At 53.4% G+C, this 20,840-nt stretch carries 19 protein-coding genes; 2 read left to right on the forward strand and 17 right to left on the reverse strand.

Annotated elements, in window-relative coordinates; all coding sequences use genetic code 11:
• Positions 1 to 19: 19 nt before the first annotated feature.
• The 3 genes from ACFPOF_RS27095 to ACFPOF_RS27105 all read right to left on the reverse strand — a co-directional run bounded on the left by ACFPOF_RS27095 (position 20) and on the right by ACFPOF_RS27105 (position 4,046).
• Positions 20 to 1,336 carry a deoxyguanosinetriphosphate triphosphohydrolase family protein gene (locus ACFPOF_RS27095; RefSeq protein WP_378138488.1) on the reverse strand — a complete coding sequence of 439 codons (1,317 nt, stop codon included), beginning with the start codon at positions 1,334 to 1,336 and terminating at the stop codon, positions 20 to 22.
• Between the two features lie 48 nt (positions 1,337 to 1,384).
• On the reverse strand, positions 1,385 to 3,616 hold the full coding sequence (secA2, locus tag ACFPOF_RS27100) for an accessory Sec system translocase SecA2 (RefSeq protein ID WP_378138489.1): 2,232 nt from the start codon (positions 3,614 to 3,616) through the stop codon (positions 1,385 to 1,387).
• A gap of 166 nt (positions 3,617 to 3,782) precedes the next feature.
• A complete protein-coding gene (locus tag ACFPOF_RS27105; protein WP_378138490.1) occupies positions 3,783 to 4,046 on the reverse strand; it encodes a hypothetical protein in 264 nt (87 codons plus the stop codon).
• A gap of 352 nt (positions 4,047 to 4,398) precedes the next feature.
• Here ACFPOF_RS27105 and ACFPOF_RS27110 point away from each other — a divergent pair, with 352 nt between their 5' ends.
• Positions 4,399 to 4,557, forward strand: a complete 159-nt coding sequence (locus ACFPOF_RS27110) for a helix-turn-helix transcriptional regulator (RefSeq protein ID WP_378138491.1) — start codon at positions 4,399 to 4,401, stop codon at positions 4,555 to 4,557.
• A gap of 306 nt (positions 4,558 to 4,863) precedes the next feature.
• Here the strand turns inward: ACFPOF_RS27110 and ACFPOF_RS27115 are convergent, their stop codons facing one another.
• Positions 4,864 to 5,121, reverse strand: coding sequence for a CpXC domain-containing protein (locus ACFPOF_RS27115; protein ID WP_378138492.1), 258 nt, complete (start codon positions 5,119 to 5,121; stop codon positions 4,864 to 4,866).
• Positions 5,122 to 5,417: 296 nt separating this feature from the next.
• Positions 5,418 to 7,250, reverse strand: coding sequence for an ABC transporter substrate-binding protein (locus tag ACFPOF_RS27120; RefSeq protein ID WP_378138493.1), 1,833 nt, complete (start codon positions 7,248 to 7,250; stop codon positions 5,418 to 5,420).
• Positions 7,251 to 7,362: 112 nt separating this feature from the next.
• Between ACFPOF_RS27120 and ACFPOF_RS27125 the strand changes: the two genes are divergently transcribed.
• The gene (locus ACFPOF_RS27125) at positions 7,363 to 7,563 is read left to right on the forward strand and encodes a hypothetical protein (protein ID WP_378138494.1); all 201 of its coding nucleotides are present in this window, start codon (positions 7,363 to 7,365) and stop codon (positions 7,561 to 7,563) included.
• Positions 7,564 to 7,614: 51 nt separating this feature from the next.
• Here the strand turns inward: ACFPOF_RS27125 and ACFPOF_RS27130 are convergent, their stop codons facing one another.
• The 12 genes from ACFPOF_RS27130 to ACFPOF_RS27185 all read right to left on the reverse strand — a co-directional run bounded on the left by ACFPOF_RS27130 (position 7,615) and on the right by ACFPOF_RS27185 (position 20,835).
• Positions 7,615 to 8,328 carry a FadR/GntR family transcriptional regulator gene (locus ACFPOF_RS27130; protein WP_378138495.1) on the reverse strand — a complete coding sequence of 238 codons (714 nt, stop codon included), beginning with the start codon at positions 8,326 to 8,328 and terminating at the stop codon, positions 7,615 to 7,617.
• Between the two features lie 50 nt (positions 8,329 to 8,378).
• Complete coding sequence (locus ACFPOF_RS27135) at positions 8,379 to 9,116, reverse strand: LutC/YkgG family protein (RefSeq protein ID WP_378138496.1); 738 nt, start codon at positions 9,114 to 9,116, stop codon at positions 8,379 to 8,381.
• Entirely contained in the window at positions 9,106 to 10,641 is a 1,536-nt protein-coding gene (locus tag ACFPOF_RS27140) for a LutB/LldF family L-lactate oxidation iron-sulfur protein (RefSeq protein WP_378138497.1), read from the reverse strand. The genes ACFPOF_RS27135 and ACFPOF_RS27140 overlap by 11 nt, the downstream gene beginning before the upstream one ends.
• Positions 10,638 to 11,363: a (Fe-S)-binding protein gene (locus ACFPOF_RS27145; RefSeq protein WP_378138498.1), complete on the reverse strand. Its 726-nt coding sequence runs from the start codon at positions 11,361 to 11,363 to the stop codon at positions 10,638 to 10,640. Before ACFPOF_RS27145 ends, ACFPOF_RS27140 begins: the two co-directional genes overlap by 4 nt.
• A gap of 112 nt (positions 11,364 to 11,475) precedes the next feature.
• Entirely contained in the window at positions 11,476 to 12,243 is a 768-nt protein-coding gene (locus tag ACFPOF_RS27150; protein ID WP_378138499.1) for a DeoR/GlpR family DNA-binding transcription regulator, read from the reverse strand.
• A gap of 35 nt (positions 12,244 to 12,278) precedes the next feature.
• On the reverse strand, positions 12,279 to 13,802 hold the full coding sequence (locus tag ACFPOF_RS27155) for a rhamnulokinase (protein ID WP_378138500.1): 1,524 nt from the start codon (positions 13,800 to 13,802) through the stop codon (positions 12,279 to 12,281).
• A gap of 27 nt (positions 13,803 to 13,829) precedes the next feature.
• Positions 13,830 to 15,092 (reverse strand): L-rhamnose isomerase, encoded by a 1,263-nt coding sequence (gene rhaA / locus ACFPOF_RS27160; RefSeq protein ID WP_378138501.1) that lies wholly within the window; start codon positions 15,090 to 15,092, stop codon positions 13,830 to 13,832.
• A gap of 24 nt (positions 15,093 to 15,116) precedes the next feature.
• Complete coding sequence (locus ACFPOF_RS27165) at positions 15,117 to 15,488, reverse strand: sensory rhodopsin transducer (RefSeq protein WP_378138502.1); 372 nt, start codon at positions 15,486 to 15,488, stop codon at positions 15,117 to 15,119.
• 18 nt (positions 15,489 to 15,506) lie between these two features.
• Complete coding sequence (locus ACFPOF_RS27170) at positions 15,507 to 17,576, reverse strand: bifunctional aldolase/short-chain dehydrogenase (protein WP_378138503.1); 2,070 nt, start codon at positions 17,574 to 17,576, stop codon at positions 15,507 to 15,509.
• A gap of 303 nt (positions 17,577 to 17,879) precedes the next feature.
• Positions 17,880 to 18,839 carry a class II fructose-bisphosphatase gene (gene glpX, locus ACFPOF_RS27175; RefSeq protein WP_378138504.1) on the reverse strand — a complete coding sequence of 320 codons (960 nt, stop codon included), beginning with the start codon at positions 18,837 to 18,839 and terminating at the stop codon, positions 17,880 to 17,882.
• A gap of 174 nt (positions 18,840 to 19,013) precedes the next feature.
• Positions 19,014 to 20,171 carry a metallophosphoesterase gene (locus ACFPOF_RS27180; protein WP_378138505.1) on the reverse strand — a complete coding sequence of 386 codons (1,158 nt, stop codon included), beginning with the start codon at positions 20,169 to 20,171 and terminating at the stop codon, positions 19,014 to 19,016.
• A gap of 97 nt (positions 20,172 to 20,268) precedes the next feature.
• On the reverse strand, positions 20,269 to 20,835 hold the full coding sequence (locus ACFPOF_RS27185; protein WP_378138506.1) for an RNA polymerase sigma factor: 567 nt from the start codon (positions 20,833 to 20,835) through the stop codon (positions 20,269 to 20,271).
• Positions 20,836 to 20,840 lie beyond the last annotated feature (5 nt).

Below are 20,840 nucleotides of genomic sequence, written 5' to 3' on the forward strand. Positions count from 1 at the left end.
CGCCGATGGGTTTAAAGCGTTAGTCGCGCTCGTAAATCGAACCCGACCTGCTGGCGAAAAATTCTCCGTACACTTTCTCTGCATATGCATCGGTCATGCCAGAGATATAATCTGCCGCAAGACGTTCCCAGCTCCAATGTTCTTTGTTCGCCTCATAGCTTTCCAGCCAGTCCGGCGGAATGATGAGATGCCCCGTTTCGTAATTCCGGAAGCTGTCCCATAAGCGCTCGATCATCACTTCGCTGCGTTTGTGCAGCCGCTGCACGCGGAAATCTTTAATTAGCGTCACCCATGCGAGCTTCTTCAAAATTTCAATCGTACGAAGCAGCTCCACGTTTTCCTTGCCATCCTTGACAAGGGTCACCTTCTTCCAGCTTTTAGCCGGATCGTCGATGACACCGACTTCGCTGGCGAATTTGCGCACCCATCTAGCCTTCATCTCTCTACGCGTGCGCGACGGCTCACGGTCACACTCGGCATAGATGATCTCCCATTGCTCGAGATAGTTGATGAGAACCCGCTTGACCATCGCAGCCTGATCGATACCCGCCCAGTTGGCCGGCGAATAGCTTGGATCGCTCGTAATTTCATGCAAAACATGCGCAACAACGCGGTCGTCTTCGAAGAAACGACGGTCCATCTCGATTTTGCCTGCGCGGATGCCGTCTTCCAGATCGTGCGTTGAATATGCGATATCGTCGCACAAATCCATCAATTGGGCTTCAAGCGTCGCGCATCCGACGGGCATGCCCCATGCGTGCCTGAGAGACTCGATCCCTTCCCATTCTTTGCGGTAGACGCCCTTCTGCCTGCCGGGCTCGTCGATGCAGAACGGATACTTGTTAATCCCGAGCAGGACAGCCGCCGTCAAGTCCAGCCCGCTGTCGCTTCCTGCACGTTTCTCAAGGAACATGAGAATGCGGAAGTTTTGCGCGTTGCCTTCGTACTCCAACCCGTGATCTTTCCTGAGAAGGCAATCGAGTACTTCTTCGCCTTTATGTCCAAACGGCGGGTGTCCGAGATCGTGGGCGAGCGATGCGCATTCGACGACTTCGGGATCGATCGTGAGCCCCGGATGCTCTTTCAGCGACAGAAAAGGATCCGTCTTGAGCAGCCTGCGCGCCACTTCACGGGCGATCTGCGACACTTCGAGCGAGTGCGTCAGCCGTGTTCTGTAGTAGTCTCCGGAGCCCGCGCCGAACACTTGAGATTTCCCCTGGAGCCTGCGGAAAGCGGGAGATTGGATCAGTCTCGCGTAATCTTTCTCATATTCGTCGCGGTCCTCGCCGGAGTGGATGTTTTCCGTGTCATACAGCCTCATTTTGCGTACATTCATGCAATAGCCTCTTTCTTCTCGCGCAAGTCTGATGTTTCTGTTTCAAGCCTACAAGCCGAAAATATTTTGCTTCTTCTCCATAAACTGATCCTGAATCAAATACGTCCACGTCCGGGACGGCGACTTCAAGCCAAGCTTATCCCAATCGATCGGATCGCCGTACGCGCCAGACTTCAGCTTGCTCATCGTGGCTGCCGTATCTTTCTCGATCTTGTCCGGCAACTGCTCGAACGCATGAATGATCCGGTGGTGGAATTCATCGGCGGGATTGCGGTTCGCCAAGCTCTCCAGATGGATCGATTCGCGAATATAGGACACATAAGCCAGATGGTCTGCCCATGCTTTATCCATATGGAACAACATCGCACGCCGTTCTGCGGAACTGATCGAATCTTCGTTGTACAGCACTTCATTGCGCCGCTCTTGGTGAATACGCCGTTGTTCCTCGACCATGTCCGAATATTTATTGAGCGTTTTGCGTATTTCAAAATTTTGTCCCATGACGACACGTTGGATATGATCCATCTTTTTGCTGAAAATTCCCTCTTCGAGAGGCTCGTCCTGCTTCCGATTCCGGTAAGCTGCAGGTAGTGCCTTCTCAATGCCGAAACGCTCGATCAGTTCGTCCTCCAGACAGACATAGAAACGCGAAGAACCGGGGTCGCCTTGACGGCCCGCGCGTCCGCGCAACTGGTTATCGATGCGTGCGCTCTCGTTCATATGCGTGCCGATGACGTACAGCCCGCCAAGTTCGGCGACTTTCCCCGCTTGATCCGGGTCTCCACCGCCGAGGCGGATGTCGACGCCCCGTCCTGCCATATTCGTCGATACGGTAACCGCGCCAAGTTCTCCCGCCCTGGAGACGATCTCGGCTTCTTTCTCGTCGTTCTTCGCATTCAGCACATGGCAGGCTACGCCGGCTTTGCCAAGCGCTTCGGCGAGTTGGTCGGACTCCTCTACACTGCTCGTGCCGATGAGAATCGGACGCTTCGTCGCATGCACTTCGGCAATCTCGCAGACAAGCGCCTTAAGCCGCGCTTCCTTGTGCGTGAATATCCGGCTCGGGTAGTCGAGGCGAATGTTCGGACGATTCGGCGGGATTTCAACCACTTGCAAGTTATACGTCTCTTCGAACTCGTCGGCGGAATCTTGAGCCGTTGCTGTCATTCCGCTAATTTTCGGATAAAGACTGAGCAGATGTTGCAGCGTAATCGTACCGAGAATTTTACCGGCGGTGTTCGAGATCATACCTTCCTTCGCTTCGACGGCAGCCTGGAGTCCGTCCGGCCAATGCCGGTTCTCGGCAACACGTCCCGTGAACGGATCGATTAATTCGAGCTTGCCGTCGCGGATCACATAATCAACGTCTCGTTTCAGCAGCGATTCCGCGTGAATGGCACAATTTAACGTCGTTAACAAATGAGCGTTGTGCGACTCGTACAGGTTACCGCTTTGCAGCACCTTCTCGGCTTTCTCCACGCCGGATTCCGTCAGGAACACATTACGTTTGTTGTCATCGAAGTCATAATCCTCACCTTGAGTCAGTTCCCTCGCGAGTTGCGCCATTTTCCCGCCGTCGCCGCTCGATGATGCAACTTCCCCTGCAATGACGAGCGGAACGCGCGCCTCGTCGATCAGCAAGGAGTCGGCTTCGTCCACAATTGCGTAATGGAAAGGACGGTGTACAATATCCGATACTTCTATCGCAATCGTATCGCGCAAGTAATCGAAGCCTGCTTGCTTTGCCGTTACGTATGTGACGTCGGCTGCGTAAGCCTGCTGCCGCTCCTCGGTCGTCATTCCTTCTTTAACAGACGCAACCGTCAGGCCGAGATAACGATAGACCGGTCCCATCCATTCAGCGTCGCGTCCGGCCAAATAATCGTTAAAAGTAAGCACATGAACGCCCTTGCCTTGCAAAGCGTTCAAATAGGCCGGCATGACGGCGGCAAGCGTCTTGCCTTCTCCCGTCCTCATCTCGACGAGATAACCTTCGTGAAGCGCAGCGCCTGCAAGTACCTGAACTTCAAACGGCTTTAAGCCAAGCGTTCGGCGGGCAGCCTCGCCAACGATTGCAAATGCAAGCGGCAGCATGTCACTCAATGGCGTTCCTGCTTGCGCTTTCTTCTTCAACGAACGTGACTCTTCTTGCAATCGCTCGTCATCCCATGATTCAACTTGTTCGCTGTGAACGGCTTGCGCGATATCCTGGAATGGTTTTAATTTATGCTGGACGAAACGGCTCTTCACTTTCTGCATGAGCTTGGCGGCAAAATTCATCGGCAATGTCCTTTCTTTCTGACAACGTATTGTTCTTATTATAGAGATTACACGGCGTTTTTCATAGAGCAGCCGCTGCGTCAGGTCGCCTCACACGAAAAGACGCAACTTTCTGCGCGTAGCAGATCGTTGCGTCCAGTGTGAACCACTTGTTGTCGACTCAAAGTTATGCTGCCGAGTCACCCACTTTGTGCGGCAGTTCAGGAGCTGTGTCAAGAGTCACGTCGACGATTGGCTCGTCATCCGCAACTTTGTAATACTTCTCGTAAAGATGGACAGGAACCATCAAACAGATGCCCACGAGCAACAGGCAGAAGGCAAAAAAGCCGTAAATGCTCATTTTGTCCGCGATCAATTGACCGCCCTCCGCAGCCATCTTGGCAACGCTGTGACCGATATTCGGCAAGTTCGACAAAAACTCCATATTCATTGTTGTTTCCTCCGATTCAAGTTGGATTTGACGAGGTCCTCTTCTGGTTTTTATTCTAAACCGTTTGCCTATCGATGAATGTGATTAAAATCACAATTGAGCACATTTACTTTAGAGTTGGCGGAATTTAGCTCGGTATGTAAAATATAATTTACAGGTTCTTACAGAGCCTTTACGTACGCGCAGTACCCGGAGGATGGTCTTGTGTCGACTGAGCTGTTCCACTTCTGGGGTTCCTTCGTCCTCGTGCTCATGCTTGTCTCCATCGTTGCGCACAATGGATAAACTCATCGAACTGAAAGCACACAGCAACAGTTTCATCGTGTTTATCATCACCGGAGAGGAGTCTGAAATGGGAAAAAATCTTGTCGGCAATCACATCCGCAAACAAACGATTGTCGCGTTGGAGAAAGGCAACTACTCCCCTTCGCTCAAGCTGGCTTTCCGTATTGCGCATGCTTTCGGCGTACCATTGGAGGAAGTTTTCTTTTACGGAGAAGAGCAGGAGTAATAGTAATGGGGGCTGTACGATGGAATCGGACAAACTAGCTGCGAAAGTGGTCGGCGTGTTGTTCGTTACAACACGCCCGCCACGCCATGAGACGCCGCAACACAACAACTATTCTTTAATTCTCAGGTCGGGTCGTGCGCTGAACTCCCGCAATAGAGAATGCGAATCTTCAAGCTCTTCATATTGCAGAATCGCCTCATGCCTCCGGCCGAGACTCACGAGTGGTCGGATTGTCGACCACGACAACGTCATCCTGTGTCCCAAAACGTCGCAGTGATTCTGCCTGTTCACCATGTAACGGAGTCGTTAATCTTTTACCATGGGCATGCTGCCCCTGTAACCACAAGCAGGACAGGTTACAATCCGCTCGTTCAACAATCCGCTTTTTATGGCAAAGGCAATTTGAAACTTTGAGAGCTTGAAGGCACTACGGCAAGCCGGACATACAAAATGAGTCGTCTTTGTACGAATATCGGCAATCTTGTAAACAAGCAGAAAACCTAAGCCGACCGGGACAACAATCTGTACCAATATGAAAATCGGGTTGGTTTGATCCTGATTCATCTACATAACCCCATTCTTTACACAGTGAACATTTGGATTGAATCGTCCAATCGTTGGGCGATAACGGACAAGTTCTGAGAAGTCGCGGCAGTTTGCTCAGCGGACATTTCCATCTGAGCCTCCAAACAGCTTTCCTCTAATCGATAGTTTCATAATCTGTTCCTCCTGGTTGTCGTTGCTTCCCTCTTGGGAGATGACGTGTGAATAGGCAACATATTACACAGGAGGTGTTAGCACTTTGTACCTATAATCATTAGAACGAGAGGGAAAATCTTAACACCATTCTAATATTTTCCTCACAATTTAGTCGTGATCTGGGTACCGGTTGGCGCGCTTGGGTCAAGCCAAATGTCTTTGAAATCCATCCATCCCAAATAGTTCAGTCCAACCCCTTTTACAGTCGGGTGCGATAGCGTGCCAAGCTTTTTGTGCAAAATGAACAGAACCTCGTGATCTTCCCGTATTTTTTCTTCGATACGACGGAAGATAGCAGCACGATCCTCCGCGCTTTTACAGCCGAGCGCCTCTTCTGTTTGCCCTTGCACCCATGCGAGAGCGTCAACACCAAGACTCTCCCTAATAAAATTTCCTTCCTGGAGATAATTTTCCACTTCGCACACTTCGTCCCGTGCTATGACAACCTCGTAAATGATGCAGTCCGCACTCGCGATCAACGCCGGGTTGCCGATTTTTGACTTCGAATCCTTTCTTACAGTCATGTTGATCCCGAATTCGCCAAGTCTCCGGCATAGCCACTCTGCATCGACTTCGTGTGAGCCGTATAAGCTAAGCGTGATCGTCTCCCCGGTATAGCCGGATTCCAGCAGCAATCTCTTCGCCTCCTGTTCGTCGAGTACGTCGTCGAGCAGCGGCGTCATCTCCGTTGGTGTGTACCCTCGTGCGGGATAGACGCGGTTCCCTCCGATGTCCTCGATCATCTTACGACGGTTTAACAGCAGATGGACCGCTTTGCGGAATGTCGGTGATTGATGGGGGCCAATTTTTCGCAAGTTCCAGCTGAGCATCAGACAGCCTTTGTTCAGCTCTTCCATAACCGTCCATTCCGGGCTCGGCTCATCGAAGCTCGCCTTGTCATCGTACAGAAGCCGCATGCAGTTCGCGAACGAATGAGGTGAAGTAAACCCTTCCGGCATGAAGGCGATAACAACCCGATCCAAGTGTGCCCGCCCCATATAGTAGTCTTTATTCGAAGTCAGCTCCACTCGATCTTCTGACCATTCTTTCAAACGGAAAGGCCCTGTGCCGACGGGACGGTCGCAGAAAAATCTCTCGTCCTTGCCGACGAGGTCCCGGGGGACGATCGACATGCCTGCCGAACTCAAATACCGATGAAAAACATGGTTCGGCCGTTCAAGATGAATCCGCAACGATCTGGGGCCAAGTAGTTCGATTTCGCTTATGTCTTTGACCATCCAGCTCATTGCGCGGCTGATCTTTAGCCTCTCGAAGGAGAACTTAACGTCCTCCGTTGAAATCTCTCGTCCATGGTGAAACCGCACGCCTTTGCGCAAATACAGCGTGAATTGTGTCCAATCTTCATTAATGTCCCACGCATGTGCTAGGCCTGGTTTCACCTGATTGGTTGCGTAGTCGTAGTTAATCAAGGAATCATATAGCTGTCGGATCATATGAGCGTCGAACGCGCAGTAGATTTCAGCCGGATCCAGGTTTAAGATCGGATGGTAAACCGGGAATCGCAAGGTATCGATCTCATCGTGCCCCTCCGTCGAATCGACGGAGTAGCCGAAATGCCCATTCAACCATTGTACATACTTCTCCTGAGCGTCTCCGCGCGCATCGTGCGCGTGCAGCAATTCAAATGCTTGTTTATATTCCCCTTTCGAAGAGAGGCGCTGCGCGGATTGGAGCAGAAGATCGTCCTTCTCCGCCAGGAAAGCAATCCGAGACGCATTCCCCCTGCCCCTTCCGGCTTGCCAACGAATCAAGCCTTCGTCCGCTAGTTTCCGAATGACGAGCTTCGCATTTCGCGTCGTGCAATAGAGCGCTCCTGCCACTTCCTCTGTCGTCGCTTCGATCTCTTCGCCCGCTTCACCGTCAGGACTTATTTTATTGAAAATCATTAAATATTTATCGATCAAACCGTTCATTTTCATGCCTCCCATCGAAAAGGGGAAATGAGAAGATTAAACTATACCCTTTTTTTCCTCTTTTAACACCAGCATAATGAAGCTCAGAACGAAACACAAGGAGGAAAATAGGATGATCTTCCACGAACACGAATTAAAAGTCATTTCGGCCGATCGTTATGAACAATGGGAACGACGCATCAGGGAAGTTGCGGACCGCAAAGCAGCGAAACGAGAAAACAAGGCCGCAAAGCGGCGCACGTCGGAATCAAAAAACGATAAAGAAGGGTGCACGAATGCCCCTTCTTTATCGCTCCTTGTCAAAGCGGATTAAGTTCACGAATTCACTCCGCGCTCAAAATCAAGCTTCTTTCTACTCATCAACTCAAATGTACTTCATGAGGATGTATTCCACATGCTGCAGATGCTCACGCATTGCATAAGCGGCCCGTTCCGCATCCCGCTCCCGTATGGCCTCGTAGATGGCGGAATGCTCGCGGAATAGCCGTTCCGCGACCGGTTTGTTCGCATAAAGCTCGACTCTGCGAACATCCCGAATTGCTTGTTCCAACTGGTTCGCGATCGACTCGAACAACATGGCCAATATCGAATTGCGGGTCGCCTTCGCGACGGCTTGATGAAAAATGATGTCCGTCCGCTCCCCTTCGATATCTTGCCCGATTGCGCTTTCCATCTCCTTCACGATCGCCGCCAGTTCTGCGACATCTTCATCCGTTCTTTTGAGCGCTGCGACGGATGCATTGGACACTTCCAGCGATAGGCGAGCCTCAAGCAACTCGAGCAACGTCTCCCGATTCATGCGCAAGGAATGCAGTTCCGGCATCGCGACTTCAAGTTCGATGGGCGTATGACGAATAACGCGGCAACCGCCGCCTTGGCGAATCTCGATCAACCCCATCGCCTTCAGTGCGCTTAGCGCTTCCCGAGTCGTCGAACGTCCGACGCCGAAGCTTTCGGACATCTCTCTTGTGGAAGGCAGTTTATCTCCTACTTTCAATTTGCCGTCCATAATCATCTGCGCAAGCTGGTCTTTGATTTCTTCATAATGGTTGCGCTTCGTCAGTCTCGTCATCTCCACGCGCCGGACCTCCTCCCTTCCCTATGCCCACTCTCGATGCAATGTTCGCGTTAACCAACAATAAGAGCGTATACGACGCCTGGACCGTGAACGCCGATCGTCAAGTCGTTCTCGATATCCGATGACCGGCTTGGCCCAGAGATAAAGTGAATGCCCGCGGGCAAGCTCTCTCTGCCTTCTTCGTCGAAGCGATTCAATATTTCTCCAAGTCTTGTCTTCAAGCGCTCAAGCGGAATAATGACGACAAGCACGGTCGGCAGCAAACTGACGGACCGGCCTTTGCCTGCAGCGGAGCGCACCATAATCGAGCTTGTGTAAGCAGCGGCTGCATCTGCCATTACGACGCCGACGTCCGCTTCCGCCGAACGCGCCATCCATGTTTGCTCTGCGTCCGAGTTCCAGGTCGACACTTTCGTGTCCGGCAGCGCCTGTTCCAGCTCAAGCGACGCCAGCTCCGCTTCGTCCTGGCGGACAACGTAACGCGCGCCGAGCGCTTTTGCCTTGTCCGCGATAAAGTTGGCCGCTTCTTCCATGGATGCGAGCCGTTCGACGTGTCCTCCGTTATTACGGAAATTGTCGGTAAAACGCTCAATCCGCTGCTCTTCCGTCCATTCGAACGCATTCCAGAAATCCGGCGCTCCGCGGTAAGGATGAACCGGGGCCGAGGTCACCATCGGACGGCGAAGCTTGGAAGAGATGCCCGAAATAAACGACAGCTGTTTCTCCCTGGAACGCACTTCCATCTCCTTTAACCACTCGTCATGCGTTTTGCCTGCGTCAATGCCCATGCCCGTGTCCGCCTCCGTTTCCTTTCGCCCGATCGGCGACAAGTTTCTCCATTCGCGCTTTCGCTTCCGGCGCCAACTGCCCAAGCTCGCCGCGCAGCTCTTCCTCGAGCGTACGCCAGCCGTCTCGGAACGATTTCTTCGGCAAGCTTGGCGTCACGCGGTAACTGTTCCAGCCTTTTAACGGGCCAAGCTTCACGCGAATTTCTCCGCCGCGGGCGACCAGTTTCTGACCGAATTTGCCCATCTTCAACGCGGATCGATACAATGCGGGTTTCGACATCACTGTTGCAAAGCCTTTCATACCCGCGCCTTCCATCTTGTTGCCGTGTCCCGCCTCAACTTTGCGCCTACGCAAGTAGACGAGCATATCGTGGAGAGGAATTTTGACCGGACAAGCTTCATAACAGGCGCCGCACAAGCTGGAGGCGTTCGCGATGTCGTCCCACTCGGCGACGTTCTTCTGCAGAGAAGGCGTCAGCACCGCCCCGATCGGACCGCTGTATGTGCCGCCATAAGCGTGACCGCCGATATGACGATATACCGGGCAAGCGTTCAGACAGGCGCCGCACCGGATACAGTTCAGCAATTCCTGAAACTCGGGATCTCCGAGCTGCAGCGACCTGCCGTTGTCGACGATGATGATGTGCATCTCTTCCGGTCCGTCTGCATCTTCCGTCCGCTTCGGCCCCGTAATGCCGGACATGTACATCGTTATTTTTTGCCCGGTCGCCGATCTCGGCAACAATGTCGCCATCACTTCAAGATCAGACCATGAAGGAATGATCCGTTCCATCCCCATCAGCGTAATTTGCGTCTTCGGCACTGTCGTAACCATACGGGCATTGCCCTCGTTCTCGAACAGCACCATCGAGCCCGTCTCTGCGATGGCGAAGTTGCAGCCGGTCATGCCGATATCTGCGTCAAGAAATTTCTGCCGCAGCTTTCGGCGAACAAAGCCGGCAAGCACCGTCGTATCGGGCTCCAGCGTTTCGCCGGCTTCTTTCGAAAGCAGTTCCGCGATCTGATAGCGGTTCTTGTGAATGGCCGGAATAATAATATGGGAAGGTGCTTCTCCCGCCAACTGAATAATGTATTCGCCGAGATCGGTTTCCACCGCTTCGATGCCCTGCGATTCGAGCGCATGGTTCAAGTGCAGCTCTTCCGTGACCATCGATTTCGATTTGACGACGGATTTCGCCTGCTTGCGCTCCGCGATCTCCATGGCGATCTCCACCGCTTCCGCCGATGTCTCCGCAAAATGAACGTGAACGCCGTTCGCCCGCGCGTTTTCCGTGAATTGAGTTAAATAATAATCGAGATGCGCGATCGTATGCAACCGAATCTGGCGCCCTCTTTCCCGCCATTCTTCCCAGTTGCCGTGCTCTGCCGTCGCTTTCAGTTTGCCGTTCTTCAGCCGTTCCGTCGTGAACTTAACCGCTTTGCGAAGGAAGTCGTTATTGAGCGCGATTTCCGCGCGTTCCTTCACTGTCGCGCCGTCTGCATGTCCGTGCGCATGAACGCTCATGCCTTCACCCCTTCGTACAGAAGTTCCGCCAGATGCATGACGCGCACCGGTTCGTCGCGGTAACGGAGATTGCCCGCAATGTTCATTAGGCAAGCCATGTCGAGGCCGACAAGCACTTCCGCTTCCGTCTCTTTGACATGATCGACTTTCTCGCTAACCATCGCGCCGGAAATGTCCGACATTTTGACCGCAAACGTGCCTCCGAAGCCGCAGCAGTCTTCCGCGTGCGGAAGCGGCACGAACTCCAACCCTTTTACGCGTTTCAACAACTCCATCGGCTCGTCCTTGACTCCGAGAATCCGGCTGCCGTGGCAAGAAGGGTGATACGTCACTTTATGCGCGAACGTAGCCCCGACGTCAGTGACGCCGAGTACCTGGACGAGGAACTGCGTGAATTCGTACGCCTTGCTCTGCAGAGCGAGTGCCTTGTTCAGCATGACGGGGTCGTTCTCGAACAGCTTCGGATAGTGATGGATCATGCCCGTACAGGAGCCGGAAGGAGAAATGACGAAGTCGCAGTCCTCGAACGATTCGATAATCGTCTTGGCCGCCGCGCGCGCCTCGTCCCAATACCCGCTATTAAATGCCGGTTGTCCGCAGCAGGTCTGCATAACTGGAAACTCGAGCTTAACTCCGTACTTCGCGAGCAACCTTACCATCGCTTCCCCGACGCGGGGATAGATGGCATCGCTCAAACAAGTGATGAACAACGATACTTTCATGTCGCACCTCTCATGAAGAAGAGCCGCTGCTCCTCCGATTATCGTATCTATTTATCAGGTTATCAGACAAGTTGAAAATCGTAAAGCGGCTATTGCTAGCCGCTTTAAATTATTATACCGCAATGACGCGAATGCCCATCTCCTCGAGCCGGCGGATCGTATCGGCAGGCATACGTTTGTCGGTGATGATCATGTTCACCTGTGACAAATCGCCAACGTGCGTAAATGCTTGAACGCCGAATTTACTGGAATCCGCGAGCAAGATCACTTGGTCGGCCATGCCGATCATTCGCGTTTTGATACGCGCCTGTAATTCGTTGGATTCACTGATGCCGCGATCGAGATGGACGCCTTTGCAAGACAGAAACACTTTGTCGACGTAGTACGCATCCAGAGAACGCTCCGCAAGCGGACCGACGAATGACAACGAACGTTGCGCGAGAATGCCGCCGGTCGCGATTACTTCGATTTTCTCTTTGCCGCTAAGTTCAGTCGCCACTTTGATTGAGTTCGTAAGCACGGTTAGCGAGAGATCCGGCACGTCCGAGGCCATATACCAAGCAGTTGAGCTGGCGTCCAGCAAAATCCGATCCTTCGGCTGGATGAGCTTGATCGCTTCGCGGGCAATCCGCCTCTTCTCGTCCGCGTTCGTAATCTCGCGTACGGCGTACGGAATTTCCGGTTGGGTGATCTTGTCATCTTTGACGCTGACAGCTCCTCCGTGCGAACGACGTAGACGTCCGGCTTGCTCCAGACGGTCGAGATCGCGTCGAATCGTTTCTTCCGTCACCTGGCACAGCTCGCTCAGCTCGGATACCCGGATGCTCCCCCTCTCGTTCACAAGCCCGACGATGATCTCGTAGCGTTCCGCAACTAACATAACAGCGTCCTCTCTCTCTTTGCGAATCCTGAACGTCAGACTGAGACGATTCCCGTCACCTTCACGAAAGCGACGTACGCTTCATGCCAACGTTGTCCGTCCTCGGGGTCGTACGTCTTGACCGGGAACGATTCGCGAATGACGCGCCGCGCTTCCCAGATGTCCGCGAAATCGCCTTGAGCAATCCATTGAACAGCGAGGTTGCCGATGGCGCTGCCTTCCGCAGGTCCGGCCCATACTTGTTTGCCAATTGCATTCGCCGTCCATTGGCAGAGGAGCTCGTTCTGGATGCCCCCTCCGACCATGTGCAATCCGCCAAACCGTTGGCCCGAAAGTCTCTCCGTTAACTCTAGCACGTAACGGTATTTCAGCGCCAGACTTTCGAATATCGTTCTCGCGATCGCCCCAACTGTCTCAGGTGTTTGCTGTCCCGTCCGGAGGCAATATTCCGCAATGCGGGACGGCATGTCTCCCGGAGGGAGGAACAATTCATCATCTGGGTCGATGAATGCCGCGAACGGACTCGCCTCATTCGCCATACGCACGAGTTCGGGAAATGAAAGCGACTTCCCTTCTCTTTCCCACTCCCGGCGGCACTCTTGGATAATCCATAAGCCCATAATGTTTTTGAGCAGCCTGAACGTATCCGCGACGCCGCCCTCGTTCGTGAAATTCAGCTTCTGCGCCAGTTCGTTCATAACCGGCTTATCCACTTCGGTCCCCATGAGCGACCATGTTCCGCAGCTCAAGTAGGCAAACGATTTCTCCGTCGCTGGCACAGCGGCGACCGCAGAGCCAGTGTCGTGCTCGGCAACCGCGTATACCGGTATCGAAGGGACACCTAGTTCCTCGCAGACGCTAGGCTGCAAACGGCCAGCCAATTGTCCCGGTTTCAGCACGTCTCCGAACCAGCTGCGTTCAAGGTCGAGCAGGCGAAGCAGTTCCACATCCCAGTCTCCGGTGAGCGGGTTGAACAATTGCGTTGTCGTCGCATTCGTGAATTCGTTATGCGCTTTACCGGTCAAGAAATAACGCAGCAAATCGGGAATCATGAGCAGCCGCACGCCATTGCTTAACAACGGGGAATTCGCTTGTTTTAAGGCATCTAGCTGGTAAATCGTATTGAAGGGCAGGAATTGAATGCCGGTACGGGCGAAAATGACGGTAGCAGGAATACGCTCCAGTACACTTTCCATCGCACCTTCCGTATGGCGATCCCGGTAATGGTACGGATTCCCGATTAGTTCACCGTCTTTGCCCAGGAAACCGAAGTCGACCGCCCACGAATCGATCGCCATGCTTTTGAGCGCAATGCCGCGGTGTTTCGCTTTCAGCAGCCCTTGCTTGATCTCATGATAAAGCCGGAGAATGTCCCAGTGCAGCCTTCCTCCGACCTGTACGGGATCGTTCGGAAAACGATGAAGTTCTTCGACTTCGATTTTGCCGTCCACTAGGCGGCCGAGCAAAGCCCTTCCACTGCTCGCACCGAGGTCGAACGCGAGAACGTCAGACGCTCCCGATCCGGATTCGCGACTTTCCTGTACGCCATTGTTCGGCATCGTCTCTCTCACCTTTGCCCGATGATATTAATTGCCGCGTTGCGACAGCACTTCCCGTTCGTAAGCTTTCACTTCGGAGAGCCAATCTTCGCGTACTGGAACTCCCATTTTCTCGCAATAATAATCCCATACCGCTCCGAACGGATAAGATTTGAACTCTTCCGTAAGCGCAAGACGGGTCGTGTAGTCGCCTTCCAGTTCGGCTTGTTTAAGCGCTTCGATCGGATCGAGCATGCCGCGAAGCAGCGCCTTGATCGTATTGCGCGTACCAATGACCCAAGCGGCAACCCGGTTAATGCTGGCGTCGAAGAAGTCGAGGCCGATATGCGTTTTGCCGAGCAGATCGCCACGAACAAGCTCGCGGCCGATGTCGATCAGTTCGTCGTCGAGCGTGACGACGTGGTCGCTGTCCCATCTCATCGGGCGGCTGACGTGAAGCAAGATGCCGTCCGCGAACAAGGAAAGCGAGCTAAGTTTATTGGAAATCACTTCCGTTGGATGGAAGTGTCCAGCGTCGAGGCAGATCAGCTTGTTGTTGGAAAGGCCGTAACCCATGTAGAACTCGTGGGAACCGACGACGTACGCTTCGGAACCGAGGCCGAACAATTTGCTCTCGACCGCATCCAGGTTGTGCGCAGGGTTCAGCTCTTCGGCGAACACTTCGTCCAGCGACGCTTTCAAGCGCTGGCGCGGGGCAAGCCGGTCGGCCGGTACATCTTTGAAGCCGTCCGGCACCCAGACGTTCGTCACGCAAGTTTGACCGAGTTGCTCGCCGATGTAAGCGCCGATACGGCGGGATGCTTTGCAATGGTCGATCCAAAAACGGCGAATTTCCGCGTCCGGATGGCTAAGCGTGAACCCGTCTTTCGAATTTTCATGAGAGAAGCAGGTCGGATTAAAGTCCATGCCGAGCCCTTGTTCTTTCGCCCAGTCAACCCACCGTTGAAAATGTTTCGGCTCGAGACGGTCGAGTTCGACTTTCTCCTCCGTGTCCGCGTAGATCGCGTGCAGGTTCACTTTATGTTTGCCCGGAATGAGCGAGAACGCTTTCTCCATATCGGCACGAAGCTCTACAGGCGTCGTAGCCGCGCCCGGATAATTGCCGGTAACGGAAATGCCGCCTGTCAAATCTTGATCGCGGTTCAAGAAACCGCGCACGTCGTCGCCTTGCCAGCAGTGCATCGAAATTTTAATAGTCTGCAACTTCTCCAACACCTGGTCGACGTCAATCCCGTGTTTCGCGTATTGCTGCTTCGCAGCCTCATAGTTGCTTAATATGTTTTGTTGCATGTTTTCCCTCCTCGATCTTGTTCGTTATTTAATCGGAAAAGCCATGACGGACATCAGCGTGTTCTCTGCTTGCGTACTGTCTAGTCGGCTGTATTGCACGATGACTGAGACGTCGCTGGCAACCTCGATCGCGTAAGGAACGCCGACCGGAATCGGCGTCCCTTCCTTGTGCAGCGAGCTCGTTCTGATGTGTTTCGTCCGGCGACCCCCGACGACGACCATCAAATCCTCCATCGGATCGCGATCTTCGAAGAAGATGGTAAGCCGCAGCAGCGCGTCTTCGGACGAAGTGTTGAGCACGCAGATCGATTCGTGGCTAATCAGTCCGCCGGAACTCGTCTCCGGAATGTATCCGTCCGGAATAAACCATAATTTCTCGCCGCGCGGCTTATACATATCGCTTTTCCCTCCGAATTAACGTGTGAATGCGGCAGGCACGCCGCCGTCGATCGTCAGCATACAGCCCGTCGTTTTGGCGGATTTCGAGGATGCGAAGAAAGCAATGCCTTCCGCGATATCCCGTGGATAAATATTGACGAGCAACGTCGTACGCTTGCGGTAGTACTCTTCCAATTGATCCGGCTCGATGCCGTAAGCTGCGGCGCGCTCATTGCGCCAGCTGCCGTTCCAGATCGCGGAACCTTGCAGAATGGCATCCGGAAGAATCGTATTGACGCGGATGCCGAACTCTCCGCCTTCCGCCGCGATGCAGCGTGCCAGATGCGCTTCGAGCGCTTTGACAGAGCTGTATGCCGTCGCATTCTTGCCGGCGTATACCGAGTTTTTGGAACCGATGAAGACCATGTTGCCGCCGATCGCTTGCTCTTTCATCAACTTGAATGCTTCGCGGGCGACGAGGAAATAACCTGTGCCAAGCACGTTCATGTTCAAGTTCCATTCCTTAAGCGACGTTTCCGTAAACGGGCTCGAAGTTGCGAGGCCGGCGTTATTCACGATAATATCGACGCCGCCGTATGCGAGTGCAGTTGCCGCGTAGGCCGCTTGCACCATCTCTTCATTCGTAACGTCCATCTTCACCGCAATTGCGCGATTTTCGCCCCACTTGGCGTTAATGTCGCCAGCGACTTTCTCAGCGCCTTCCAGGTTCAAGTCGGCCAGCACAACATGCGCGCCTTCTTCGACGAATCGACGAGCCGTCTCGGAGCCGATGCCGCCTGCTCCGCCCGTAATGAATGCGACTTTGCGGGAAAACTCCGCTTCAGCCGGAGCCAAAGACAATTTGTACAGCTCAAGCGGCCAGTACTCCACGTTGTAGGACTCGTTCTCGGACAACGAAACGAAGTTGCCGAGCGCAGTTGCGCCTCTCATAACAGCGATTGCGCGGTGGTACAGCGCACCGCTTACTTGGGACATCGCCCAGCTCTTGCCTGTATTGATCATGCCGACGCCTGGAATCAGTATGACGCGAGGAGCGGCTTCGAACATCACATCGCCGATAAGTTTGTTATGCTCGAAGTAAGCCGCGTATTCTTTCTTGTAAGCTGCGACGCCTTCTTTCAGCTTCGCTTTTAATCCTTCGATATCCTCCACGTTCGGCTCCCAATCGATGAAGAGCGGAACGACTTTCGTATGAACGAGGTGGTCCGGGCAAGCGGCACCGACTTGGGACAGCTTCGCGGAATCGCTGCCTGCGACGAATTGCAGCACATCGTCCGCATCGTCGAAGCTGAGAATCATTTTTTTCGCGTCGCTGACTGCTCCGCGGATCGTAGGCATAACTGCAGCTGCGACCGTTTTGCGCGCTTCAGGCTCAAGCGTCGCGTATTTTGCGCCGCCGAACACTTTCGCTTCGTTGATGCGGGCTTCGATGAACGCTTCCGCTTCGGAGATAATCTTAATCGTCTGCGCGTAACACGCTTCGGACGTGTCGCCCCAAGTGACAAGTCCATGTTTCTCCATCAATACAAGTTCGGCGTTCGGGTTGTTGCGTACGCCTTCGGCGATCATCTTGGATAGCTTGAAGCCTGGGCGGATGTACGGAACCCATACGAACCGATTGCCGAAAATCTGTTCGGCGAGCTGCTTGCCGTTATCCGCGCAGCAAAGGCTGATAATGGAATCGGGGTGTGTATGATCAACATGCGGGTACGGTAGGAATGCATGCAGCAGCGTCTCGATCGAAGCGCGCGGGTGTTTGGCGTCAATCATGCAGTTCGCCAAGTAAGCGACCATATCTTCGTCGGACATGTCGTCGCGCTCGTAGAGCGGACGAATGTCATCCAGACGCAACCCGGTAAAGTTGCCCGCCTTCATCGTCGCGAGATCGGAGCCGCTGCCCTTTACGAACATCACTTCCGTGTCGCGTCCGCGGAAATCCTGTACCGTCGTCTTGGATGAAGTGTTGCCGCCGCCATAGTTACATACGCGACGATCCGAGCCGATGATGTTGGAACGATAGACGAGTTGATCCAGCCCCGATTGTAAACCTGCTGCTTTCGAAGAATCCCACAAACTTTGTACCATGATCATACCTCCGAATGTTTTGTATCATTTCTGTTTGTTTGTATTCTAGCATATCCGTTTATGTTTGAATATCTTTATTTCGGGCATAAACAAAAATATTAAAATGCAAACACATGCTCGAAAACGCTTTTAGTAGTTTTGAACAGCAGCTCAAAGTAACTCCTAGCAAGCAGCAAATTGTCTCTCAAGCAACTACAGCACTCCGAAGAAGCTCCGAGCGGGGAGTTAGTTGTCATGCAATAAAGGCGAAGATTGCCTGGTCGCAATCTTCGCCTTTTCTATTTCGTATAATCAAACTATTGATTACAAGTGCGACTTGTTCGGTAAATAGTGCAACGCGCGAATGAAACGGATCGTACGTGTCTTCGCCCGCATGACGATCGAGTGCGTCTCCGCCCTGTCGTCTGGCAAATAACGCACGCCGCCCAGGAATTCGCCAGGCGTAACGCCCGTCGCCGCGAAAATGACGTCGTCGTCCCCAACCATGTCTGTCATTGTTAGCACTTTATATGGATCGTCGATGCCCATCTCCAGACAACGCGCATACTCTTTCGCGTCGGACGGCATCAACCGGCCTTGAAGCTCTCCGCCTAAACATCTTAATGCAGCAGCCGCGAGCACGCCTTCCGGCGCCCCCCCCGAACCGACGTACAGATCGATGCCCGCCTCTGGAAAAGCAGGGGCCATCGCGCCCGCGACGTCTCCATCGGAGAGAAACTTGATGCGGACGCCGACTTTGCGCAGCGTCTTTACAAGCGACTCATGGCGGACGCGGTCGAGAATCATGACCGTCAACTCAGACGCGTTCTTACCGAGCGCCTCAGCCGCTTTACGCAGCGTCGTCTCCATCGGATCGGTCAAGCTGAGCTTGCCAACAAGCCCAGGACCGACCGCAAGCTTCTCCATATACATATCTGGTGCATGCAGCAGGTTTCCCTTACTTGCAACTGCGAGCACGGACATGGCGTTGTTCAGCCCTTTGGCGACAATTTCCGTCCCTTCGAGCGGGTCAACGGCCACGTCGACTTCCGGTCCGTTCATACTCCCGACTTCCTCGCCGATGTAGAGCATCGGAGCCTCATCCATTTCTCCTTCTCCGATCACAACAGTGCCCCTGATCGATACGGAGTCGAACATCGCGCGCATCGCCGATGTCGCGGCACCGTCCGCGTTGATTTTGTCTCCCCTGCCCATCCATGGCGCAGACGCCAATGCAGCCAGTTCTGTAACCCGAGCAAGCTCTAATGCCAGTTCTCTCTCCATTTAGTACCCTCCATTGGCTAATATGAATTTATATATTGTATCATATTTATTTTTATGTGACATATTTAATTGGAAATTTTCTTTAATTGTGCGCATGTCATTGCCATAACGTAAACACAAAGAAGCCTCTGTCTTCGCGTGAGCGATGCTACAAAGGCTTCTTTGGGCACTCAATTATTCTATTAATCGAATGTTCAATCGTATAATTTCACTGCGACTGCCGATCCGAATCGGCGGCCCCCATGAGCCGAAGCCCGAGGAGACAACGACATGCATCGCTTCCTTGCGCATGTAGCCCCAGTCCAGTTCAAAAAGTCTACGAGTAAACAAGTGGTTCGGTGCAAACTGCCCCCGGTGCGTATGACCGCTCAACAAGACGTCAGCCCCCGCTGCAGCCGCTTCCGCGAACTGTGTCGGTTGATGATCCAGCAGTATGATCGGTTTGCTCTTGTCTAGATCGGCGAGCAGCGAGGCCGTCGGATTCCTGCCTTCCGGATCTGCAGACTCAGCCGTCTTGTCTTTCCTCCCTGCGACATACAGAGCGTCTGCGACGAGAGCCGTCTCGTCCCTCATGACACGAATGCCGATGCGATTCATTTCCTCGATGTACTGTTCAACGTGACCGCCGTAATACTCATGGTTGCCAAGCACGGCATAGACACCATATGTCGATTTCAACTCGTCGAGTAATTCAGCCATCCGATTGCGAAGAAAAGGCTCTATAGAATCGTCGATGACGTCGCCCGGCAGCAAAATCAATTCCGGCCTCATCGCGTTCACGCGATCTACGAGACGGCGAAGATGCTTGCGTCCGACAACGTTGCCGAGATGGATATCCGATGCGACGGCGATGGTCCACTCGCGAGGCGCCCCCTCTTGGGGTTTCTTGGCGATATCCAAATCGAACGTTCGCACGATTGGGCTCCAGGCATTGCGTGTCCCAAGCGCAAGCAACGCCACGACAACCGCCCAGACAACGTAACCGGCGACTTCCGCGTACTCACGCACCGAATGGCCCATAAGTCCAACGACAAAGCCGACGACATCCGCAACTAGCGCGAGCAGCAATCCGATTTCCATCAGAAAGATGTAGTAGGCTCCGATAATCTTCAATAGACGGCTGGCAGACTTCAGCGGACCGGGCAACGGCGTTCTTCCGAGCAAATAACCATAGGCGACAATGACGTAAGGAATCCAGAAGGCGGCGGGATGTACGTTAATGCCGGCCGCATCCATCCAGAATGTGATGTTCCATCCCAAATAATAGGACGAACTCGCAATGATCGTAAAAATGACAGCGAACATAATGGCAAACCGCGTTTTCATTTTCATGCCGCGTTTCTCCCCCTGATTAATCCGATAAACTAGGAGAATTATAGCATAGATAACGCCCCGAACCGAAACGGTACGGGGCGCTGCATCTTGACGATTATCTTTCCGAAAGCATCCCTTGCGGGCGGTCTTGCAAAATCGCCCGCGACCACCTCTCGACGTCGAGTCTGACGACGTTACGTCTTTCCTTCAGGGTATGGCGATTGCGCAGCAAATCCCGTGTGCGGAACAGCACCGATTTTACGGCGGATATCGAACAATCCATCGCTCCCGCAATCTCTTGCATCGTATAGCCGAAGTAATGGAACAGAAGCCACGTCTCGATACTCCGACGCGGGAACCGTTCTGCAAGCCATTCAATTGCGCTCCTAACTTCAACGTAATCGTTGTCCGTCGTGTACGCTCGCGATTCGTCCGCGACATGCAGCCGCCTCCTTGCGCGCTTGCGGCACTCGTCGACCCACAAATTGCGCGCCACCCTAACCAGAAACGGCTTCACGTCTACGCGTGGTGTTGTATGAAGGAAAAACACAAGCGATTTCGTCAACGTTTCCTGACACAGATCTTCCGCATCCCATCTCGATTTGGTCAAATAATAGCAATACTTTCGCAAATCTCCGAGATGAGGAACGATCAGCGCCTCGTAATCGATCATCGCATCCATACAGC

Origin of the sequence: Cohnella soli (assembly GCF_042655525.1) — a bacterium.
Lineage (GTDB): Bacteria > Bacillota > Bacilli > Paenibacillales > Paenibacillaceae > Cohnella > Cohnella soli.